Source organism: Salinilacihabitans rarus, from assembly GCF_024296665.1.
Classification (GTDB): domain Archaea; phylum Halobacteriota; class Halobacteria; order Halobacteriales; family Natrialbaceae; genus Salinilacihabitans; species Salinilacihabitans rarus.
The window spans coordinates 2,227,346-2,248,691 of sequence record NZ_CP100762.1; the positions used below are offsets into that span (position 1 = coordinate 2,227,346).

18 protein-coding genes are annotated in these 21,346 nt (G+C 67.2%); 10 read left to right on the forward strand and 8 right to left on the reverse strand.

The features are described 5' to 3' along the window. Positions 1-8 precede the first annotated feature (8 nt). The gene (locus tag NKG98_RS11665; protein ID WP_254766091.1) at positions 9-752 is read right to left on the reverse strand and encodes a DNA polymerase sliding clamp; all 744 of its coding nucleotides are present in this window, start codon (positions 750-752) and stop codon (positions 9-11) included. 191 nt (positions 753-943) lie between these two features. Here NKG98_RS11665 and NKG98_RS11670 point away from each other — a divergent pair, with 191 nt between their 5' ends. Together NKG98_RS11670 and NKG98_RS11675 are read left to right on the forward strand one after the other, a co-directional pair. Then, on the forward strand, positions 944-4,462 hold the full coding sequence (locus NKG98_RS11670) for an LAGLIDADG family homing endonuclease (RefSeq protein WP_254766092.1): 3,519 nt from the start codon (positions 944-946) through the stop codon (positions 4,460-4,462). 72 nt (positions 4,463-4,534) lie between these two features. Then, complete coding sequence (locus NKG98_RS11675) at positions 4,535-4,936, forward strand: DUF7855 family protein (protein ID WP_254766093.1); 402 nt, start codon at positions 4,535-4,537, stop codon at positions 4,934-4,936. A 96-nt stretch (positions 4,937-5,032) separates the two neighbouring features. Here NKG98_RS11675 and NKG98_RS11680 read toward each other — a convergent pair whose 3' ends face one another. Both NKG98_RS11680 and rio1 read right to left on the reverse strand, forming a co-directional pair. After that, complete coding sequence (locus NKG98_RS11680; RefSeq protein ID WP_254766094.1) at positions 5,033-5,911, reverse strand: transcription initiation factor IIB; 879 nt, start codon at positions 5,909-5,911, stop codon at positions 5,033-5,035. A 429-nt stretch (positions 5,912-6,340) separates the two neighbouring features. Further along, complete coding sequence (gene rio1 / locus NKG98_RS11685) at positions 6,341-7,210, reverse strand: serine/threonine-protein kinase Rio1 (protein WP_254766095.1); 870 nt, start codon at positions 7,208-7,210, stop codon at positions 6,341-6,343. 151 nt (positions 7,211-7,361) lie between these two features. On the opposite strand from rio1, the gene NKG98_RS11690 reads away from it, so the two are divergent. From NKG98_RS11690 to ligA, 5 genes are all read left to right on the forward strand, one after another. Then, the gene (locus NKG98_RS11690) at positions 7,362-8,756 is read left to right on the forward strand and encodes a selenium-binding family protein (RefSeq protein ID WP_254766096.1); all 1,395 of its coding nucleotides are present in this window, start codon (positions 7,362-7,364) and stop codon (positions 8,754-8,756) included. Next, positions 8,753-9,142: a 2Fe-2S iron-sulfur cluster-binding protein gene (locus NKG98_RS11695; protein ID WP_254766097.1), complete on the forward strand. Its 390-nt coding sequence runs from the start codon at positions 8,753-8,755 to the stop codon at positions 9,140-9,142. The genes NKG98_RS11690 and NKG98_RS11695 overlap by 4 nt, the downstream gene beginning before the upstream one ends. A 387-nt stretch (positions 9,143-9,529) precedes the next feature. Next, positions 9,530-10,456 carry an alkaline phosphatase family protein gene (locus tag NKG98_RS11700; protein WP_254766098.1) on the forward strand — a complete coding sequence of 309 codons (927 nt, stop codon included), beginning with the start codon at positions 9,530-9,532 and terminating at the stop codon, positions 10,454-10,456. Positions 10,457-10,623: 167 nt separating this feature from the next. Next, positions 10,624-11,034: a 2Fe-2S iron-sulfur cluster-binding protein gene (locus tag NKG98_RS11705; RefSeq protein WP_254766099.1), complete on the forward strand. Its 411-nt coding sequence runs from the start codon at positions 10,624-10,626 to the stop codon at positions 11,032-11,034. A 50-nt stretch (positions 11,035-11,084) separates the two neighbouring features. After that, positions 11,085-13,175, forward strand: coding sequence for an NAD-dependent DNA ligase LigA (gene ligA, locus NKG98_RS11710; RefSeq protein WP_254766100.1), 2,091 nt, complete (start codon positions 11,085-11,087; stop codon positions 13,173-13,175). Between the two features lie 34 nt (positions 13,176-13,209). Here the strand turns inward: ligA and NKG98_RS11715 are convergent, their stop codons facing one another. The 5 genes from NKG98_RS11715 to NKG98_RS11735 all read right to left on the reverse strand — a co-directional run bounded on the left by NKG98_RS11715 (position 13,210) and on the right by NKG98_RS11735 (position 17,343). Further along, positions 13,210-14,154 (reverse strand): ArsA family ATPase, encoded by a 945-nt coding sequence (locus NKG98_RS11715; protein WP_254766101.1) that lies wholly within the window; start codon positions 14,152-14,154, stop codon positions 13,210-13,212. 81 nt (positions 14,155-14,235) lie between these two features. After that, positions 14,236-15,177 carry an ABC transporter permease gene (locus tag NKG98_RS11720; protein WP_254766102.1) on the reverse strand — a complete coding sequence of 314 codons (942 nt, stop codon included), beginning with the start codon at positions 15,175-15,177 and terminating at the stop codon, positions 14,236-14,238. Continuing rightward, a complete protein-coding gene (locus NKG98_RS11725) occupies positions 15,174-16,094 on the reverse strand; it encodes an ABC transporter ATP-binding protein (protein ID WP_254766103.1) in 921 nt (306 codons plus the stop codon). Before NKG98_RS11725 ends, NKG98_RS11720 begins: the two co-directional genes overlap by 4 nt. A gap of 39 nt (positions 16,095-16,133) precedes the next feature. Further along, a complete protein-coding gene (locus NKG98_RS11730; RefSeq protein WP_254766104.1) occupies positions 16,134-16,892 on the reverse strand; it encodes a hypothetical protein in 759 nt (252 codons plus the stop codon). Between the two features lie 181 nt (positions 16,893-17,073). After that, positions 17,074-17,343, reverse strand: coding sequence for a DUF7967 family protein (locus tag NKG98_RS11735; RefSeq protein WP_254766105.1), 270 nt, complete (start codon positions 17,341-17,343; stop codon positions 17,074-17,076). 93 nt (positions 17,344-17,436) lie between these two features. Between NKG98_RS11735 and NKG98_RS11740 the strand changes: the two genes are divergently transcribed. The 3 genes from NKG98_RS11740 (at position 17,437) to NKG98_RS11750 (ending at position 21,336) form a co-directional block, all read left to right on the forward strand. Then, positions 17,437-19,206: an excinuclease ABC subunit C gene (locus NKG98_RS11740; protein ID WP_254766106.1), complete on the forward strand. Its 1,770-nt coding sequence runs from the start codon at positions 17,437-17,439 to the stop codon at positions 19,204-19,206. 67 nt (positions 19,207-19,273) lie between these two features. Beyond that, positions 19,274-20,938: a Na+/H+ antiporter NhaC family protein gene (locus tag NKG98_RS11745; protein ID WP_254766107.1), complete on the forward strand. Its 1,665-nt coding sequence runs from the start codon at positions 19,274-19,276 to the stop codon at positions 20,936-20,938. 74 nt (positions 20,939-21,012) lie between these two features. Next, entirely contained in the window at positions 21,013-21,336 is a 324-nt protein-coding gene (locus tag NKG98_RS11750) for an SUI1 family translation initiation factor (protein WP_425504339.1), read from the forward strand. The last annotated feature ends 10 nt before the right edge of the window (positions 21,337-21,346 follow it).

Genomic DNA, 21,346 nt, shown 5'->3' on the forward strand with positions numbered 1-21,346 from the left:
GCCGGCCGTCAGTCGCTCTGGATGCGCGGCGCGAGGACGTAGGTGACCTGGCCCTGCCCCTCCGCGAAGTCGAAGTAGATCTCGACCGGGAACTCCTCGCCGAGGTCGAGCGTGACTTCGGCGTCGGCGGGGATGGCCTTGTTCATGTCTTTGAGGTAGTCGAGGCTGAACAGCGAGTGGGCCGTGCCGACCTGCAGGTCGATGAGGTCTGCAGACGTAAGTTCGAGGTGGACGTCGTCGGTGTCGCCTTCGGCGTCGACGTAGAAGGCCTCGTCGGCGTCGTCGACGCCCAGCGCGATGTGATCGGAGACCATGTCGGCGGCTTTCACCGCCCGGTTGACGTCCTTCCCTTCGAGCACGACGCGTGCGGGCAGGTCCAGGTCCGGAATGTCGGGCTCCTGGCGGATCGAATCCGGATCGATCAGCGCGAGAGTGTACTCGAGGCCGTCGATCTGGATGTGGAGCTTGCGGGTCTCCTCGTCGAGTTCGAGTTCGACGAGCTGGCCGGCGTCGGCCATCCCCGCGATGTCTTCGAGCCGCGAGAGGTCGACGCCGATCAGCCCGCCGTCGGCCTCGTACGATTCGAACGCCGCCGCCTCCAGCGACAGGTCCACCATCGCGACCGTCGCGGGGTCGATCGCCTGTATCCGCAGGCCGTCTTCCTCGAGGTGGATCTTGCACTCGTCGACCAGCGTGCTCACCGGTTCGAGCGCGCTGGTGAGCGCCTCCGCGCTCACGATGGCCTTGAACATGTGTTCTGGGCTGTGGCGTGCAGCGTAAAAAACCACCCGTTGTCGTCGCGCGAGCGGCGCAATCGCGCGTTTCGCGGGGGCACCTGGGCCGCCACCACAGCCGTAATCCCGTCCGCGGCGGTCGGTCGCCGCGATCACTTCCGCCGCGGTATACGACCATTTATACGGGATGGCGACCTTAGACGGGTGCAATGGCGCAAGCGGGCAACTCGGAACTCGTCGACGCGTTCGAGCAGTTCTTCCGCAGCTACTACGACACCGAGATCAAGCAGCTCGCCCAGCGCTACCCCAACGAACAACGGTCGCTCTACGTCGACTGGAACGAGCTCTACAAGTTCGACCCCGACCTCGCCGACGACTACATCAACCAGCCCGAACAGCTCCAGCGCTACGCCGAGGAGGCCCTGCGGCTGTACGACCTGCCGATCGACGTCAGCCTCGGACAGGCCCACGTCCGGGTCCGGAACCTGCCCGAGTCCGAGTCGCCCGAGATCCGCGAGATCCGCGCCCGGCACATGAACAAGCTCGTGCAGGTGCGGGGCATCGTCCGCAAGGCGACCGACGTCCGCCCGAAGATCGAGGAAGCCGCCTTCGAGTGCCAGCTCTGTGGCACCCTCACTCGCGTCCCCCAGTCCAGCGGTGACTTCCAGGAACCCCACGAGTGTCAGGGCTGTGAGCGACAGGGGCCGTTCCGCGTCAACTTCGACCAGTCCGAGTTCGTCGACGCCCAGAAACTGCGGATTCAGGAGAGCCCGGAGGGACTGCGCGGCGGCGAGACGCCCCAGTCGATCGACATCCACGTCGAGGACGACGTCACCGGCGAGGTCACCCCCGGCGACCACGTCGCCGCCGTGGGCGTGCTCCGACTCGAACAGCAGGGCAACCAGCAGGAGAAATCGCCCATCTTCGACTTCTACATGGAGGGCGTGTCGGTCGACGTCGACGAGGAGCAGTTCGAGGACATGGACATCACCGACGAGGACAAAGAGGAGATCGTCCGCCTCTCGGAGCAAGACGACGTCTACGAGCAGATGGTCGCCTCCATCGCCCCCTCCATCTACGGCTACGAGCAGGAGAAACTCGCGATGATGCTCCAGCTGTTCTCGGGCGTGACGAAGCAGTTGCCCGACGGCTCGCGGATCCGCGGGGACCTGCACATGCTCCTGATCGGCGATCCGGGGACCGGGAAATGCGTCCGCGGAGACACGAGGGTGACACTCGCCGATGGACGGGACGTACCCATTCGGGAGCTCGTCGAGTCGAATCTCGACGATCCGAAACCGATCGACGACGGCTGGTGGGACGAGGTCGATATCGAAGTCCCCTCGCTGCAACAGGACGGAACGATAGCCGCGCAGCGAGCGACGAGGGTCTGGAAACGGGAAGTGCCCGAGCGGATGTTGCGGATTCGGACGGCGAGCGGCCGCGAACTCGAGGTGACGCCGTCGCACCCGTTGTTCGTCCAGCGAGACGGTTCTTGTAGCCCAGTCACCGCGGATACTCTGACCGAGGGAACGTTCGTCGCCACGCCACGACGCCTTCCGACCGACGGAGACGACTCACTGGAAGTCGATTACCGCCGTTCGAGGTCGAGAAACGCTGTCCGGCTCGAGTTACCCGACGAGTGGACGCCGTCGCTCGCCAGATTACTCGGCTACATCGTGGCGGAGGGCTACGTCGAGAAGCGATCCGACAACACCGGGTTCGTCTCGATCACGAACAACGACGAGGAAGTCCGCGACGACGCCAAACACGCTCTCATCGAACTCGGATTAAACGTCACGGAGCGAGGTTCGAGCGAGGGAAGGGACGCCCGAGAAGCACTCCGTTTCTCGGGGGAATTCGTGAGTTTCCTGCAGAATCTCGACGCGCGGTTACTACAGTCCTCGAGCGAACAGCGCGTTCCTCGGCAGTTGCTACGAACTTCGCGGCGTATCAAGGCCGAGTTCCTCAAAGGGTTCGTCGAAGGAGAAGGGCACGTATCCGCCTCTCAGCGCGAGATTACGGTCGCGTCGACGAGTCAGGAGTTACTCGAAGGAGTCCGAACGCTTCTCCTCTCGTTCGGCATTCGCTCGCAACTCCACCGACGACACAACGGCAGCCACCGGCTCCGGATTAGCGGGTCGGCGTTCGAAAAATACGTCTCGACGATCGGTTTCGTGACGGAGCGAAAACGGAGTGCCGCCGGCCAGTACGTCGACGTGGACGGGAATACGAATACGGACGTCGTCCCGAAGGTCGGTACCGAGCTACGTCGGCTTCGTGATTCGCTCGGGCTTGCGCAGTCGGAGTGCGGTCTCCCTCGGAGCACGTACCAGCACTACGAACGGGGGTCGCGAAACCCCAGCAGGGGAAGCCTTCGTGAGGTCGTGTCTGCGTTCAGGCAGGCCCTCCCCTCCGAGGTTACGGGGGAGGACGGTCAGATCTCCACCGACGGTGGTACGCTCGCGACTGCAGTAGAGCAACTCCAGCAGCTAGCTGAGGGCGATGTCTGCTGGGACCGAATCGAAGCCATCGAGACGATCGAACCCGACTACGACTGGGTGTACGACCTCGAGGTCGAAGAAACACACAACTACGTTTCGAACGGAATCGTCTCACACAACTCCCAGATGCTCGGCTACATCCAGAACATCGCCCCCCGATCCGTCTACACCTCGGGTAAGGGTTCGTCCTCGGCCGGTCTCACCGCAGCCGCTGTCCGCGACGACTTCGGCGACGGCCAACAGTGGACCCTCGAGGCCGGCGCGCTGGTGCTCGCCGACCAAGGGATTGCTGCAGTCGACGAACTCGATAAAATGCGCTCGGAGGATCGGTCGGCTATGCACGAAGCGCTCGAGCAACAAAAAATATCGGTAAGTAAGGCCGGTATTAATGCAACTCTTAAATCTCGGTGCTCGCTGCTGGGCGCCGCCAACCCGAAGTACGGCCGGTTCGATCACTACGAGCCGATCAGCGAGCAGATCGAACTCGAACCGGCGCTCATCTCGCGGTTCGACCTGATCTTCACGGTCACCGACCAGCCCGACGAGGAGAAGGATCGGAACCTCGCCGAGCACATCATCAACACGAACTACGCTGGCGAGTTGACGACCCAGCAACGGGAGATGACCTCGCTGGAGGTCTCCTCCGAGGAGATCGAGGAGATGACGGCGAAAGTCGACCCGGCGATCGACGCCGAACTCCTCCGGAAGTACATCGCCTACGCCAAACAGAACTGTCACCCGCGGATGACCGAGGCGGCCCGCGAGGCGATCAGGGACTTCTACGTCGACCTGCGCTCGAAGGGCACCGACGAGGACGCGGCGGTCCCGGTCACCGCACGAAAGCTCGAGGGGCTGGTTCGCCTCTCGGAGGCGAGCGCCCGCGTCCGGCTCTCCGACACCGTCGAACTCGAGGACGCCGAGCGCGTGATCGAGATCGTCCGCTCGTGTCTGCAAGACATCGGGGTCGACCCCGAGACCGGCGAGTTCGACGCGGACATCGTCGAGGCGGGCACCTCGAAGTCCCAGCGCGACCGGATCAAGAACATCAAACAGCTGATCAGCGACGTCGAGGAGGAGTACGACGACGGCGCCCCGATCGACATCGTCCTCGAACGGGCCGACGAGATCGGGATGGACCGCTCGAAGGCCGAACACGAGATCGAGAAGCTCAAACAGAAAGGCGAGGTGTACGAGCCGAGCACCGACAACCTGCGGACGACGTGAGCGGCTCCCGGCCGAAAGTGTTCGTGCGAAAGAAAAAGAATTTCAACCAGTAACTATGAGCAATAGCCGACGATGAAGGATCGTCTGGACGGGGCGTTTCTGGTCGTCGCCGACAGCCCGAAGGCGCGAGAGACGCTCCGGAACGTCTGTAACGCGTACGAGGAGGCGATCGTCAGGCGATTCGGTCGCGCCGTGGTGGTCGAGGCGACGGAGTTCGGCGCCTTCCTCGCGTTCCGCCTCCGGGAAAAACACGGCGGGTCCGTCCGCCTTCGGCGGGTTCGGCCGGTCGAAGCGGACCGTCCCGACTACCGACGGGCGCGAGATGCGGCGGCGGCGTTCGAGGCCCGCGAGAACGAGAGTACGCCGTACCCGAAGTTCGCCGCGGGAACCGACTACCCGTCGCCGGAGGAGATGCGCGACCGGCCGCTCGGCCGGCCGAAGGACGGCGAACGGCTGTCGCCCGACGCCGACTGATCGCCTGCAGGTTCGTACGCGAACGCGGGCGAGGGTTCGGGAAATCGGGACGAGGGCAGCGCCGCGGCGGCCGGCGTGGACAGCCGGAGGACCGGTTCAGTCGAGTTCCGCGAGGAGTTTGACGGTCGAACGGATCGTCACCGGCGAGACGTCCGCGACCTCGGCCGCGGCGGCCTGGGTGACCGTCGCCGCGTCCGCGTCGCGGGCGACGGCGTACAGGCAGGCCGCGGCGACGCCGCTCGGGTTTCGCCCGCCGATCAGCCCCGCTTCGAGCAGCGCTTCGACGCGTTCGCGCGCGCCGCGTTCGACGTCGGCGTCGAGGTCGAGTTTCGAGGCGTAGCGGGGGAGAAACTGCGTCGGGTCGATCGGTCCGGTCGGCAACTCGAGTTCGCGGTTGAGCGCGTCGTACGCCGCCTTGAGTTCGGCCTCGTCGGCGCGTGCGACGTCGACGATTTCGTCCATCGTGCGGGCGATCGAGAGGGTGCGACAGGTCGCGTAGACGGCCGCCGCCGCGAACCCTTCGAGCGAGCGGCCCCTGAAGAGCCCCGCCGTCTGGGCCGACTCGAACAGCGCACAGGCCTGTTCGCGGACGCTAATCGGGAGCGAGAGCTGGGCGACGACGCGGCGGATCTCGGCGAAGCCGTAGACCTGATTGCGGTCGGCCTTCGAGGCGATCCGGGCGCGGTTGTGTTCCCTGCGCAACCGGGCGAACTGCCGGCGTCGCCGCCCCGTCAGCCGCGCGTCCGACCCGTAGCCGATCTCGGTCGAGAGGCCGCGGTCGTGTCGCGAGCGCGTCAGCGGCGCGCCGGTGCGACGTCGATCCGACTCCTCGTCGAACGAGCGCCACTCGGGGCCGCGGTCGATGGCGTCTTCGGCCAGCACGAGCCCGCAGTCCCGGCAGATCGTTTCCGTCTCCGTGCTCACTAACGGCCCGTCACACTCGGGACAGGACGGGGCCGCATCCGCACCCTCCATCGGTAGTAGCGTTTGGATTCCGCATTCCACTTAAACCTGTTCTAAATGTTGAAATATTACTATTCCAATCCGAATCCGCGTACCAGTTAGCGGTACGTTCCCGCGTTCCATCGGGCGTTCCGCGATCGAACGGGGCGAGCGAGCGACACGCAGACGGTATATCAACTTCCGTACCAAACTGGTCGGATGCCGGCGGGAGTGAGTAGTGCCGCGAAACGTCGAACGCTACTTCGGGCAGGCGGCGCCGCCTCGCTCGCGGCGGTCGCCGGGGTGGGACCGGGTGTCGCCTCGAACGACGACGTACGGGCCCTTCGGTGACGGAGACCCGGACGCGATAGTCCCCGACGAACCGGTCGACGGCTGGTGGCGCCGTCGCCGTCCATCGCGCCGACGCTCGACTGAGTCGGACCGGGCCGCCGACCGCCGCGCCTACTCGCCCGACGTCTCCGGGTCGGGTCGCGTCACGTACTCGAACAACTCGTCCTCGGTCACCTCGAGTCCCTGCCGGGAGAAGAAGGCGGCGACGTTCCGGCAGTCGCGTTCGAGGAACTCGCGGCTGTTGGGGTGGTGGACGGTGACCGCCTGTCCGAGGTCGATGACGACGAGTTGGCCGTCGTGGAAGACGACGTTGTACTCGCTCAGGTCGCCGTGGACCAGCCCCGCCGCGTAGAGCCGTCGCATGTACTCCCGGAGGACCTCGTAGGCGGTCTGTGGGTTCTCGACGTGGACCTCGCCGAGGCGCTTCGCGCGGCCGTCCTCGTCGCCGATGTACTCCATCACGAGGACGTTACGTTCGGCGGCGATGGGTTCCGGGACGGTGACGCCGGCCGTCTTCGCGCGGCGGAGGTTCGCCAGTTCCTTCTTGACCCACGCGAGGACGACGTCCTTCTTCTTGCCGCCCAGGCCCTCGAAGCGGGGGTCGCCTTCGAGGTAGTCGCGCATCTGCCGGAAGTTCGAGGCGTTGATCCGGTAGACCTTGACCGCGACCTCGCGGTCGTCGCCGAGCGCGTGGTAGACGTTGGCCTCCTTGCCAGTCGAGATGGGGCCACCGAAAGCCTCGACGTGGCCGTCCTGAACCAGTTTGTACAGCGCCGCGAAGGTCGCGTCGTCGAACACCGACTGCTCGACTTTGAACTGGTCTGCGTCCTTGATCCGTTCCTCGAACTGTTCGAACTCCCGGTCGCGCTTGCGGGCGATGCGGTCGGCCTCGGTGTCCGAGACGTCGATCTCCTCCCACTCGTCGCCGGGCGTCTCGGCCTCGTCGAGGTCGACCAGTCCGTACTCCGGTCCCTGTTCCATCTACTCGGTCGTAGTGGCTCTGACGGGTAAAGTACTGGGTCTCGTTCACACACTCGATCGGCGGCGCGCCTTCGAGGGCGACGGTCGGACCGAACAGGTTCGCCGCGACACCCGAATAGACTTATTTACGTGTTCGTGGTCGGGGAACACCATGAGTGACGTTAGCACGAGTGATGGCGTGGAACCGGACCACGAACACCACCACGACCACGAGGGCCCCGGCTATTCGACGCCACAGGCCGCCATCGAGGAGGGCGGTCGGGAGAAACTGGCCTACGTGATGAGCCTCTACGTCGGCACCGACGTCGACGCGCCGGACTTCGTGGCGGTCGTCGACCTCGATCCCGACTCGGACACGTACTGCGAAATCGTCGATCGCGTCGAACTGCCCAACCGCGGCGACGAACTCCACCACTTCGGGTGGAACGCCTGCTCGTCGTCCTGTCACGTCGAGGGACTGGAGCGTCGACACCTGATCGTTCCCGGCCAGCGCTCCTCGCGGCTCCACGTGATCGACACGAAAGACCGACGAAATCCCGAACTGGTCGAGGTGATCGAACCCGAGGAGGTCTTCGAGTACGACCTCTCGGCACCGCACACGGTCCACTGCGTTCCGGACGGGAAGATCATCATCAGCATGCTCGGGGACGCCGATGGCGACCTTCCCGGCGGGTTCCTCGAGTTGAACGACGACTTCGAGATCGAGGGTCGGTGGGAGCCGCCGGGCGAGATCGAGATGAACTACGACTACTGGTACCAGCCCCGCCAGAACGTGATGGTGTCGAGCGAGTGGGCCGCCCCCAAAACGTACTACCCCGGCTTCGACCTCGACGACGTCGAGGCCGGCAACTACGGCCAGAAGCTCCACTTCTGGGACTGGGAAGACGGCACCGTCGAGCAGACGATCGATCTCGGCGAGGAGGGGCTGATTCCGCTGGAGGTCCGGTTCCTCCACACCCCCGAATCGACCCACGGGTTCGTCGGGGCCGCGCTGTCGTCGAATATCTTCCACTTCTGGGAGGACGACGGAGAGTACCGCGCCGAGAAGGTGATCGACTTCGAGAGCCGCGAGCACGACGACTGGGACATGCCGGTCCCCGCGCTCCCGACGGACATCCTGATCTCGATGGACGATCGGTACCTGTTCGGCTCGAACTGGCTCCACGGCGACGTCTGGATGTACGACATTTCGGACCCGTCGAACCCGCGAAAAGCCGACTCGCTCTCGGTCGGCGGCACCTTCGGCGAGGTCCAGGAGGTGCAGGGTCGCGAACTGGCCGCCGGGCCGCAGATGATCCAGCTTTCGCTCGACGGCGAACGGCTCTACTGGACCACCTCGCTGTTCTCGTCGTGGGACGACCAGTTCTACCCCGAGGAAGCCGAGCGCGGCTCCGTGATGCTGAAAGCCGACGTCGATCCACGCAACGGGACGATGACCCTCGACGAGGACTTCCTCGTCGACTGGGGCGAGTGCCCGGCGGGTCCGGCCCGCGCCCACGAGATCCGCTGGCCCGACGGCGACTGCACGAGCGACGTCTGGCAGTGACTCCGGCCCGCTACGACGTCACCCTCGACCGGGTCGGCGGCCCGACGCGGACGATCGAGGTCGACGAAGACGAGACGGTGCTCGAGGCCTCACGGCGGAGCGGGGTCTCGTTGCCGTACGGGTGTCGGACCGGCGCGTGCGGTACCTGCGTGGGCCGGTTGCTGGCGATCGAGGGTGCGGAGAGTGGCGACGACACGACCGACGCGGATGGAACGCCGATCGACGTCGCGGAGGCGTTCGCGTACCGGCGCGAACCGCGGGCGCTGAAACCGCGCCACCGGGACGACGGGTACGTCCTCCTGTGCATCGCCAGCCCGCGAGCGAACTCTCGGGTCGCCGTCGGCTCGCGGGTGCAGTCCGAACTGGTCGACAACCCCTGGAAGTAGCGCTGGAGAACCGCGAAACGGGCGGCGATCGATCCGGCCGGCGAACCAGCCGGTTCGATTCGGATATCCCGCGATCGGCGTCGGGGACAGCTCCGTTCTATCGGTGACGGGACAATCGCAGAACCGCTCTTGAGGGAGCGTTTTCAACAGTAGGCGGCAGTATCGACGGGACAGTAGACCAGCGCGTCGATCGTCAAAGGGGATACCATCGTCACCGGAATATTTCAGATATCGTTGAATTTTATAAAATAGTACCACAAGCGATTAGTACGAGGCTGACGGGAACTAGAGAAGAGAATCACCACAGAACAGTGTAGTTTGCGTGACGTTTATGAACAGATACAGTGGAAAGCGGTAGCTTGGTATCGGACGTGAACTCACGAATAAATGAAGCTTCCAGAGAATGCAGTCCGGAAAGGGCTGAAAAACCCGCAAAAGGCGTTACGGTATCTGTATGCGGAAATAGTTGAAGATAAGCGGCTATATCTCACGTTCCGGGCCGTCAATCAAAAGTATCATCGACATGTCCGTGAGCCCGGCGATCTTGATATCATGAAGGAGGATTGGGATACGCTACTTTTGATCGATGCTTGTCGGTATGATTACTTTGCCGAGGAATCAGATCTGCCGGGAATGCTCGACGATCGGTTAGCGCCGGGGTCGATGAGTCTAGAATTCATCGATCGGACGTTTGCAGGCCGACAATTCCACGATACTGTGTACGTGACCGCGAACCCATTCGCTGCACGCATAGAACCAAACACGTTTCACGATATCATTAGTCTGATAGACGATTATTTCGATAGTAGCATTCGGACAGTACCGCCAGAAGAGTTGACTACCGCCGTTCGCGAGGCCCATAATGAGTATTCTGATAAGCGTATCGTTGCACACTACATGCAACCGCATGCACCCTTCTTATCAAATTTCGGACGATCAATCACCGACGAATTAACGTGGAAAGGTGATCAATACCACCTTTCGGAAACCATTAGCGTATCTGATGTCAAAAGGGCGTACCGCGAAAACGTCAGAATCATCCTCGACGAACTCGAGAGAGTGATACCAGATATCTCCGGGAAAATCGTAGTCACGTCAGATCACGGTGAGTTACTCGGCGAACGCCTCTTCCCGATCCCAATTCGCGGATTCGAACACCCGAAGTCGATTTACAAAAAAGAATTACTGCGAGTGCCGTGGCTGGAGATCGAGACCGGTACGCGACGCCGCATCGAGAGTGAACCGCCAAGAGAGCGCGAGCGGATCGTCTCGGAAACCGCCAAAAAGCGGCTTGAACAGCTAGGTTACCAGTAACTCTCGAGGGCCGGAGTATTGCAGTTGTTCGATGATTGTCTGCGAGCCAGGCGGCGAGTTCCGCGCGGATACCACGCTCGGTCGACGCGCACAATCTTTTCTCGCTGTCCGCCCTAGGAGCCAGATGTGAAGAACCTGTACGAACGACGGTTGATGACGGTCGACCGATGACCAGCCACGACGTGACGCTGGAGTGGCCGGACGGCCGACGCGATACCGTGACCGTCGATCCCCGGGAGACGGTGCTCGAAGTGGCCCTGCGGGAGGGGATCCGGTTGCCGTACGACTGTCGGGAGGGGACCTGTACGACCTGCGTTGGCCGACTGCTCGCGGTCGACGGGGACGATGCCGCCGTCGACGGCGGAGACGGGGCGGACGCCGACGACGCGGAGTCCAGCGACCGCCGATCGATCGACGCCGCGAGGGCGTTCGACTACCGCGGTCGGCCCGAGGCCCTGACGGACCGGGAACGGGCCGACGGCTACGTCCTGCTGTGTATCGCCACCCCGCGGGCCGACTGCCGGGTGCGGGTCGGCCCGATGGTCCGGTCGGCGGTCGGCGACAGCCCGTGGCGTTGACCGCGCTGCGGTACCGTTAACGGCCCCGCACTACAAGCCCCGGACGACAGATGTCCCTCGCCGACGAGAACGCGGACGAATCGAACCCGTACCTCCGGGACCCGCCGACCGACTTCGACCCGGTCGAGGACCTCTCCGCGGAGGAGGCCGAGCGGCAGGTCGAACTCCTCCGCGAGGCCATTCGCGAGCACGACCGACGCTACTACGTCGAGAGCGATCCGATCGTCGCCGACCGCACCTACGACGCGCTGTTCTCCCGCCTGCGGGAACTCGAGGCGGCGTTCGACCTCGCCCACCCCGACAGCCCCACCCGGAGCGTCGGGGGCGAGCCCCTGGACGAGTTCGAGACGGCCGAGCACGTCGCGCCGATGCTCTCGATCGACGCCAGCGGCGAGGTCGAGGACGTCCGCGAGTTCGACGAGCGCGTCCGCCGCGAGGTCGGCGACGTCGACTACGTCTGCGAGCCCAAGTTCGACGGCGTCTCCATGGAGTTCGTCTACGAGGACGGCTCGCTGGACCGCGCGGTCACCCGCGGCGACGGCCGCGAGGGCGACGACGTGACCCGCAACGCCCGCACCATCGGCTCCGTCCCGGCACGACTCCACGACGACCCGCCCGAGTTCCTCGCCGTCCGCGGCGAGGTCTACATGCCCAAGGACGCCTTCCAGGAGCACAACCGCGAGCGGATCGAGCGCGGCGAGGAACCGTTCGCCAACCCCCGGAACGCGACCGCGGGGACGATCCGCCAACTCGACCCGAGCGTCGTCGCCGAGCGGCCCCTCGACGTCTTCTACTTCGACGTGCTCGACGCGAGCGACCTCGAGGACAGCCACCGCGACGAACTGCGTGCCTTCCCGACCTACGGCCTGCGGACGAACGACCGCGTCGAGGCCGTCGACTCGATCGCGGACGCGATCGACTACCGCGACCGCCTGCTCGAGGCGCGCGACGACCTCCCCTACGAGATCGACGGCGTCGTCATCAAGGTCGACGACCGCGAGGCCCGCGAGGAACTGGGTCGGACGGCCAGACACGACCGCTGGGCGTACGCCTACAAGTTCCCGGCCCGCAGCGAGGTGACGACGATCCAGGACGTCGCGGTGCAGGTGGGCCGGACGGGCCGGCTGACCCCCGTCGCGCTGCTCGACCCGGTCGACGTCGGCGGCGTCACGGTCTCGCGGGCGAGCCTGCACAATCCCGACGAGATCGAGGCCAAGAACGTGAACGTCGGCGACACCGTTCGCATCAAGCGCGCGGGCGACGTCATCCCCTACGTCGAGGAGGTCGTCGAGAAGGGCAGCGAGGGCCACTACGAACTCCCCGACGCCTGCCCCGTCTGCGACAGCCCGGTCGAGCGCGAGGGGCCGATCGCCTACTGTACCGGCGGACTGGCCTGCGACGCACAGCTTCGGCGCTCGATCGAGTACTACGCGAGCGACGACGGCCTCGACGTGGAGGGGCTGGGCGAGAAGAGCGTCCGCCAACTGGTCGACGCCGGCCTCCTCGGGAGCGTCGCCGACCTCTACGAACTCGACCGTGAGGCGCTGACCGAACTCGACGGGTGGGGCGAGACCAGCGCCGAGAACCTGCTGGCGGAACTCGAGGCGAGCCGCGAACCCGCGCTGGCGGACTTCCTCTCGGCGCTGGGCATTCCCCACGTCGGGCCGACGACGGCGCGGGAACTCGCCCGCGAGTTCGACACGTTCGCGGCGTTCCGCGCGGCCGCCGAGGAGCGCCCCGAGGAACTCGAAGACGTCGACGACGTCGGCGAGACGGTCGCCGCGCAGATCCACGAGTTCTTCGCGAGCGAGGCCAACGCCGCGGCGGTCGACGCGATCCTCGAACGCGTCTCGCCGCGCGAGGCCGACCGCGAGGAGGGCGGCGACGAACTCGACGGGCTGACGTTCGTCTTCACCGGCAGCCTCGAAGGGCTGACCCGGAGCGAGGCCCAGGAACTCGTCGAGGCCCACGGCGCGAACGCGACGAGCGGCGTCTCCGGGAACACCGACTACCTCGTCGCCGGGGAGAGCCCGGGGGCGACGAAACTGGACGACGCCGACGAGAACGACGTGCCGGTGCTCAGAGACGAGGACGGCGAGTTCCGCGCGCTCCTCGAGGAGCGCGGGGTCACAGTCGAGTAGTCGCCGTCGCCCGGGTAGCCGACCGTCACGAGTGTTACTCGGCGGGCAACCGCTCCGCGACCGCCGCCAGCGACTCGACCCCGTGGACCTCGCCTTCGACCTCGGGGAGCGCGACGACCGCGAGGTCGGGGAACGCCCGCCGGATCTCCGCGAGGCGCTCCTCGTGGCGGCGCGCTCGCGCCCGACACCGCGAACAGTCCTCGTCGGCGTCTTCGAGCACACGGTTGACGACGACGGTCCCGACGGGGACGCCGACCTCGCGCAGTCGGTCGACGAGGCGCTCGGTCTCGGCGATGGCCATCGTCTCGGGGACGGTGACGACCCGGAACGTCGTGACCGCGGGATCGGAGAGGAGGTCGCGGGCGCGTTCGAGACGCGCCTGCAGGCGTTCGAGGTCGTCCTCGTCCCCCTCGTCGCGGCGGCCGGCCGCGTAGTACATGGGGCCGAGAGCCGCGCGCTTGGCGGCGTCGCCGATCCGTCGCACCTGCCCGCGCAGCGACCGGACGGTGTCGAGAGCCAGTCCCGTCACCTCGGGCAGGTCGAGCAGCCGCAGGGTGTGGCCCGTCGGCGCCGTGTCGAGGACGACCCGGTCGTAGCGGCCGCCGTCGACGTACTCGACGAGCAGGTCGAGCGCCGCGAGTTCGTCGCCGCCGGCGGGCGCGCCCGCGGCGAAGATCCGTTCGACCTCCTCGTCGGAGAGCCGGATGCCGGCGGCGCGCAGATCCGCCGCCAGCGCAGTCGCCAGCCGCCGGTAGCGGTCGGCGCGAGCCTCGGGGTCGACCTCGGCCGCCCAGAGCCCCGGCCGGAGTTCGCGGGGTTCGGGACCGAGCGGCGTCTCGAAGGCGTCGGACAGCGAGTGGGCCGGGTCCGTCGAGACGACGAGCGTCTCGTGCGTTCCGGCGAGTCCCAGCGCCGTCGCAGCCGCGCAGGTGGTCTTGCCGACGCCACCTTTCCCGCCGTAGAAGAGACACTCCGTCATGCGGTCGAGTACCGGCGGCAGCTACCTAAGTCCTGTCGGGGCGTCGTGAACGAGATCCGCGCGAACCCGGGGTGAAACGTCTCAGAAGTCGACGCGGTCGAACCGGTAGATCGCGATCGTGATCGGGACGACGATCCAGAACAGCAGGACGACGATCGCGAACCAGTCCTGAAGGTAGAACGGGACGTTGCCGCCGAAGGCCGCCTCCATCGACTGGACGACACGCGGGTTCTGTTCGGCGATCGACGTGGCGAAAGAGAGGACGTTCCGGTAGGCGACGCCGGGATCGAAGCTGTGGAACAGAAACGCCACGTCGTGGGGACGCTCGGCCGTAATCTGGCCGCCGCCCGGCCCGGTGACCGTGTACTCGACGCCGGGCAGGTAGTCCAGCCGAACGAGCAGGGTGAGCGTCTGGATGACGGTCTCCCAGACGACGTAGAACAGGACGAAAACGCCGAACGCGAAGGCGCCGGCGAACGTCGTCGAGCGCGTCAGCGACGACAGCGAGACCGCGATGCTGGTGTACGCGATCCCGTAGAGGATCGACACCGCGAGCAGGCCCAGGTAGTCGGTCACGTCGAAGCTCCCGAACAGGAGCGCGACGAAGGCGGCGGCCAGCACGAAGCCGGTGATCAGCGAGACCGACAGCACCGCCGAGCGGCCGGCGAGTTTGCCGAGCAACACGTCGGTCCGGGAGTGGGGCAGCGAGAGCAACACCTTGAGGCTCCCCGACTCGCGCTCGCCGGCGATCGCCTTCCAGCCAAGCACCAGCGCGATCACCGGGATCACGAGCCGGGTGACGCTGTGGACCGTCCCGACGAGCCCGCTGGTCGTCGCGTCGACCGTGGGGAGGTCGCCGCCGAAGTACCACAGCGACACCGTCGGGAGGACCAGGATCGAGAAGAAAAACAGGCTCAAAGACAGGAACAGCCACGAGCGGACGGCGTCCTGAAAGTCCTTCTTCGCGATCGCGCGCACGCTACCGAGGTCGACCGAGCCCCAGGAACCCGTCTCGGCGCTCATTGGGCCTCCACCTCCGTCGTGTACGAGCGGAAGACGTCGTCGAGCGACGCCTCGGTCGTCGAGAAGTCCCGCACTTCGAGGCCGCTGTTCTCGAGTTCGTGGATGACCGCGGTCTTCGAGCCGTTACACTGGACGACGATCGACCCGGCGCCCTCCTCGTCGACGGCCGCGGAGGTGACCGCCGGCAGCGACCGGACGGCCGCGAGGGCGTCCTCGGTGACCCGGTCGACGCTGACCCGCAGCGTCGTCCCCTCGCCGACGGAGGCGCGCAGCCCCTCGACGGAGTCGACGGCGACCATCTCGCCGTCCCGGAGGATGCCGACGCGGTCGCAGACGGCCTCGACCTGTCCCATGATGTGACTCGAGAAGAAGACCGTCGCGCCGCGTTCGTTCTCCTCGCGAACGATCTCGCGCATCTCGCGGGCGCCGTTCGGGTCGAGGCCGGTCGAGGGCTCGTCCAGGACGAGCAGTTCGGGTTCGCCGACCAGCGCCATCGCGAGCATGAGCCGCTGGGCCATCCCCTTCGAGTAGCCGCCGGTCTTCTCGTCGGCGGCCGACAGCAGGTCGACGCGTTCGAGCAGCCGTTCGGGGTCGTCGTCGACGCCCTTCGACTCGATGGCGAACTCGAGGTGCTGGCGGCCCGTGAGCCGGTCGTAGGTCCGGTATCCCTCCGGGAGGACGCCGGTGCGCTGGCGGATCTCCCGGCTCTCCGACCGGACGTCGAGGCCCAGTACGCGGGCCGACCCGGCGGTCGGCCGGACGAAGTCGAGCAGGACGTTGATCGTCGTCGACTTGCCGGCGCCGTTCGGCCCGAGGAAGCCGAACACCTCGCCGTCTTCGACCTCGAACGAGAGGTCGTCGAGCGCGAGCGTCCGGCCGTAGGACTTGGTCAGCCCGTCGACCGATATCGCTGGCATAATCGAGTGAAACGGCGTCGCGGTCCGGGATAAGAGTTGTCACTTCCGAAGGCCGCCAGCCGCGTCGCCGACGGCGGCCCGCGGCGAGAGGTCCGTCAGGTCGGGGTGGTCGCTCGCGTCCGCGCCGGTCAGCACGACCCGCTCCCGGCGGGCCTGCCAGCGGTCGTGGCGAACGAGGACGTGAACGGGAAGCGACTCGACGCCGAGCAGGCGGGCGACCGCGAGCCGGTAGCCGCCGTCGTGGAGGACGAACCGGCCGTCGCGGCCGACGGCGACGCGGACCTCGGCTTTCGCCGGCGGGAGGTCGGGCCGGGGGTCGACGAGCGTCGGCCCGGCCGCCGGTTCGCGGCGCTCGCGGCGGCGCTCGCGGACGGTCCGGTAGCCCCGCGTCGCGACGTCGGCACAGAGCACTTCGAGGGTCGCCGGGGAGACCCGCGAGGGGACCCCGTACTCGGCCTCGATCGCGTCCCACGGTCGGCCGCGCACGAACCGGTCCCTGAGCGCCCGGAACGGGCGGCTCTCGACGAACGGTTCGGCCCCGAGGTCCCAGTCGCCGCCGGCGACCGCCTGGACGTCCGGGTCGCCGTCGGCGGCGAGCGTCGCGCGGTCCTCGCGCGAGACGACGCGCGACACCGCACCGGGATCGAGACGGAGCAGGCCGAACGGATCGATCGGCGCGGCGTATCGGCGGCCGCAGGCGCGCCACGTCCGGTAGCGCAGGCGCCCGCGGCGGTACCGACGGCGCGCGCCCGCCAGCGGCGACCCGCCCCTGGCCGTGGTCGCCGCGCTCAGGACCACGGCATCCCTCCCCGTCGACCGGCGCGTTCGGGCGGTCCCGCCGCCCGTGCGAGTGAACTGACGAACGACATGGCCGAAGCCGAGACCGAACGGGTCGATAAGTAACCGGCGCGTACCCCGGGCGGTGCGGCGGAAGGGGGGCCGTACCAGCGTTCTGGACGGCGCGGGCTCCCGGGGGCAATCAGATCGGGTCGTCGGGGTCGTACCGCTCGGCGGTCCGTTCGACCTCGGCGGCGTAGCGCTCCCGGGTCTCCTCGTCCGGGACGGGCGCGAGGTCGTCCTCGTCGACCTCGACGGCGGCCGTCACGGGCGATCCGGTCCGCAGCGCCGTCGAGGAGCGCTGGCGTCGCTGGTAGCGCGAGCCGTCGGGCGTGGCGTAGACGATGGTCACGAAGTCGCGGTCGCCGAACTCGCGTTCGACGAGCCAGCAGCGTACCGTCGAGTCGCTCATGTCCGGACGTTTCGGATCGACGACCGAGTATCTACCGTCCTCCGGGCGCGCTCGTACGTCAGGCTGAAAGCCGTCGCTCCCCTACGACCGCCGATGAACGCCGAGGAGGTTCGCGAGCGGGCGGCGTCGTTGCCCCGCGAGCCCGGCGTCTACCAGTTCCGCGAGGGGGAGACGACGCTGTACGTGGGCAAGGCCGTCGACCTCCGCTCGCGGGCGCGGTCGTACGCCGACCCGCGGGGCGCGCGCATCCGCCGGATGGTCGACCGCGCCGACGGGATCGAGATCGCCGTCACCGACACCGAGACGCAGGCGCTGTTGCTCGAGGCCAACCTCATCAAGCGCCACCAGCCCCGCTACAACGTCCGCCTCAAGGACGACAAGTCCTACCCGATGGTCCAGTTCACCGACCACGAGGCTCCCCGGATCGAGGTCACCCGCGACCCGGACACCGGGGCCCAGAGCGCCTCGGATGCGGGCGGGGCGGCGACCGTCTTCGGCCCGTTCACGAACAAGGGTCGCGTCGAGACGGTCGTGAAGGCGATCCGGGAGACCTACGGCGTCCGGGGCTGTTCGGACCACAAGTACGCGGGCCGCGACCGGCCGTGTCTCGACTACGAGATGGGCCTCTGTACGGCCCCCTGTACCCGCGAGATCGACCGCGAGAGCTACCGCGAGGACGTCGAGAGCGCGAAACGATTCTTCGAGGGCGAGACCGGCGTCCTCGCGGACCCGCTCCGACGGCGGATGGAGGCCGCGGCCCAAGAACGGAACTTCGAGCGCGCGGCGAACCTCCGCGACCGACTGGAGGCCGTCGAGGCGTTCCACGGCGAGGGCGGCGAGGCCGTCCGGGCCGCCGCCGACGAGCGCGTCGTCGACGTCCTCGGCGCGGCGGTCGAGGGCGAGACGGCGACGGTCGCGCGCCTGCGCGCCGAACGCGGGAAACTGGTCGAACGCGACCGCCACACCCTCGAAGCGCCGCGGACCGACGACGGCGAGGCCGTCCCCGCGGTGCTCGCGGCGTTCGTCGTCCAGTACTACGCCGAGCGCGACCTGCCGGACGCCATCCTCCTGCCCGAACGCCACGGGGACGAGGAGGTCGCGGCGTGGCTCGACGCCGAGGGCGTCGCCGTCCGCGTACCCGGTGCCGGCCGCGAGGCCAAACTCGTCGACCTCGCGCTGAAGAACGCCCGCCGGAACGTCGGCGGCCGCGACGAGTGTGGCATGCTCGCCGACGCGCTCGGGGTCGAGTCGGCCCGCCGGATCGAGGGCGTCGACGTGAGCCACGCCCACGGGCGGTCGGCGGTCGGCAGCGACGTGACGTTCGTCGACGGCCGCGCCGAGAAGGGCGACTACCGCCGGAAGAAACTCGCCGACGAGAACGACGACTACGCCAATATGCGGGCGCTGATCGAGTGGCGCGCCCGCCGGGCCGTCGAGAGCCGCGACGACCGCCCCGACCCCGACCTGCTGTTGATCGACGGCGGCGCGGGTCAACTCGAAGCCGCCCGCGACGCGCTCGCCGACGTCGGCTGGGACGTCCCCGCGGTCGCGCTCGCGAAGGCCGAGGAGACGGTGATCACCCCCGACCGCGAGTTCTCGTGGCCGAGCGACGCGCCGCACCTGCACCTCCTCCAGCGGGTTCGCGACGAGGCCCACCGCTTTGCGGTCCAGTACCACCAGACGCTACGCGACGACGTCTCGACGGTGCTCGACGACGTGCCGGGCGTCGGCCCGGAGACCCGAACGCGTCTGCTGCGGCGGTTCGGCAGCGTCGAGAACGTCCGCGAGGCGAGCGTCGAGGACCTGCGGAGCGTCTCGGGCGTCGGCGAGAAGACGGCCCGGACGCTGAAAGAGCGGCTGTAGGCGCTCTGGCCGTGGATAATCGGCATCACGGAATGTTTTAAATACAAAGAGTGTGATGCGTGGTAGCATGGCATCAGATTTCGGTGCGCTGTCGCTGGTACCGCCGTTGTTGGCGATCGTTCTCGCGATCGTGACCCGCCGAGCACTGTTGTCGCTGTTCATCGGCATCTGGGTCGGCGGGACGCTCTTCGTCGCCAGGGGGGCGGCGGGGATCGTCGACGTCGTGACGCTTCCGCTCGCCGGCGGGGTGCAGGCGTTCGACTGGATCATCGGCTCGATCGCCGACGACTTCAACGCCCAGATCATCCTCTTTACGATGCTGATCGGCGCGGGGATCGCCCTCATCTGGCGGATGGGCGGCTCGATCGCCGTCGCCAACTACGCGACCTCGCGGATCGACTCCCACCGAAAGGTCGGGCTGGGCGCCTGGGCGCTCGGCCTGTTCTGGTTCTTCGACGACTACGCCAACACGGCCATCGTCGGCTCGGCGATGAAGGACATCGCCGACGAGATGAACATGTCCCGCGAGAAGCTCTCGTACATCCTCGACTCGACGGCCGCGCCGGTCGCGACGTTCGGCATCTCGAGTTGGGTCGCGTTCCAGATCAGCCTCATCGACAACGAACTCCCCAGTCTGGACGGCGAGACGCCGGGAGCGGTGGCGACGTTCCTGCGGTCGATTCCGTTCAACGTCTACTGCTTGCTGGCGATCGTCATGGTGCTGTTGATCGTGCTCACCCGCCGGGACTTCGGCGAGATGCTCGACGCGGAGACCCGCGCCCGGACCACGGGCAAGGTCAACCGCGACGGGGCAAAGCCCCTCCAGAGCATGAAAGACGACCTCGGCGAACTGGCCTCCGACGATCCCCGCCTCCGGTCGTTCGTGCTGCCGGTCGCGATGCTCGTGCTCGTCGTCGTCTCCGGCGCGCTCTACACCGGCCTGTCTGCGATCGACGCCGGACTCGCCGAGGTGTTCGCCGACTCCGACGCGCTGATCACCCTCGTCGACAGCATGGACTTCACGGGCGCGCTGGTCTGGGGTTCGTTCACGATGGTCGCGACGGGCGTCGTTCTGGCGCTGTACGACGATATCATGGACCTCCGCGAGGCGATGGAGACCGTCATCGACGGCTTCGCGATCATGCTCAACGCGGTGAGCATCCTCGTGATGGCCTGGTCGATCGGCACCGTCGCGGGCGAACTCGGGACCGGCGAGTACGTCACCGGCATCGCCGAGGGCGTGGTCACGCCCGCGTTGCTGCCGGTCGTCATCCTCCTGTCCGCGGCGCTCATCTCGTTCTCGATCGGTACCTCGTGGGGGACCATGGGGATCGTCACCCCCATCGCGGTTCCGATGGCCTGGACGATCGGCGGCCAGTCGCCCGAACTGCTGGCCGTCGCCGTCGGCGCGGTGTTCTCGGGGGCCATCTTCGGCGACCACTGCTCGCCCATCTCCGACACAACCATCCTCTCGTCGACGTTCGCCGGGGCCGACCACATCGACCACGTGCGCACGCAGATCTACTACGCCATGACGGTCATGTTCGTGGCGATTCTCGTCTACCTCGTCTACGGCTTCCTCGGCCTCCCGCCGCTCGTGCTGGTGCCGCTGGGCGTGGCGATCCTCGCCGGCCTCGTCTACGGCCTCTCCGAACTGGACGCGACTCGCAAGGGCGTTTCCTCGCGCCCGTTCGCGGAGCGGCCCGCGGGTGAACCCGCGAGCGACGACTGACCGACCGGCCCCGTCTCGCCGCGATTTCTCCCTGTTCGATTCCGGCCGGACCCGCGAACGTCGGGGATGGACCTATGGTACTCGCTGGCGTACCGGAACTCGTGGACGACGACGACTCACTGGACGACCTGCTCGACGAACTCGACAGCCACGGCGACCTCTCGACCTCCCAGCAGGTGCTGTCGGTCCGCATGGAGAAGCGCCGCTACGGGAAGCCGGTGACCATCGTCGAAGGGTTCGACCTCCCCGAGCAGGAGGTGAAAGCGATCGCCTCGGACCTGAAGCGTTCGATGGGGACCGGCGGGACGGTCGACGAGGGCCGGATCGAACTCCAGGGCGACCACCGCGACCGGGTCCCCGACCTGCTGCGCGAACGGGGGTTCGACGTCGGGGAGTGAGACGAGCGCA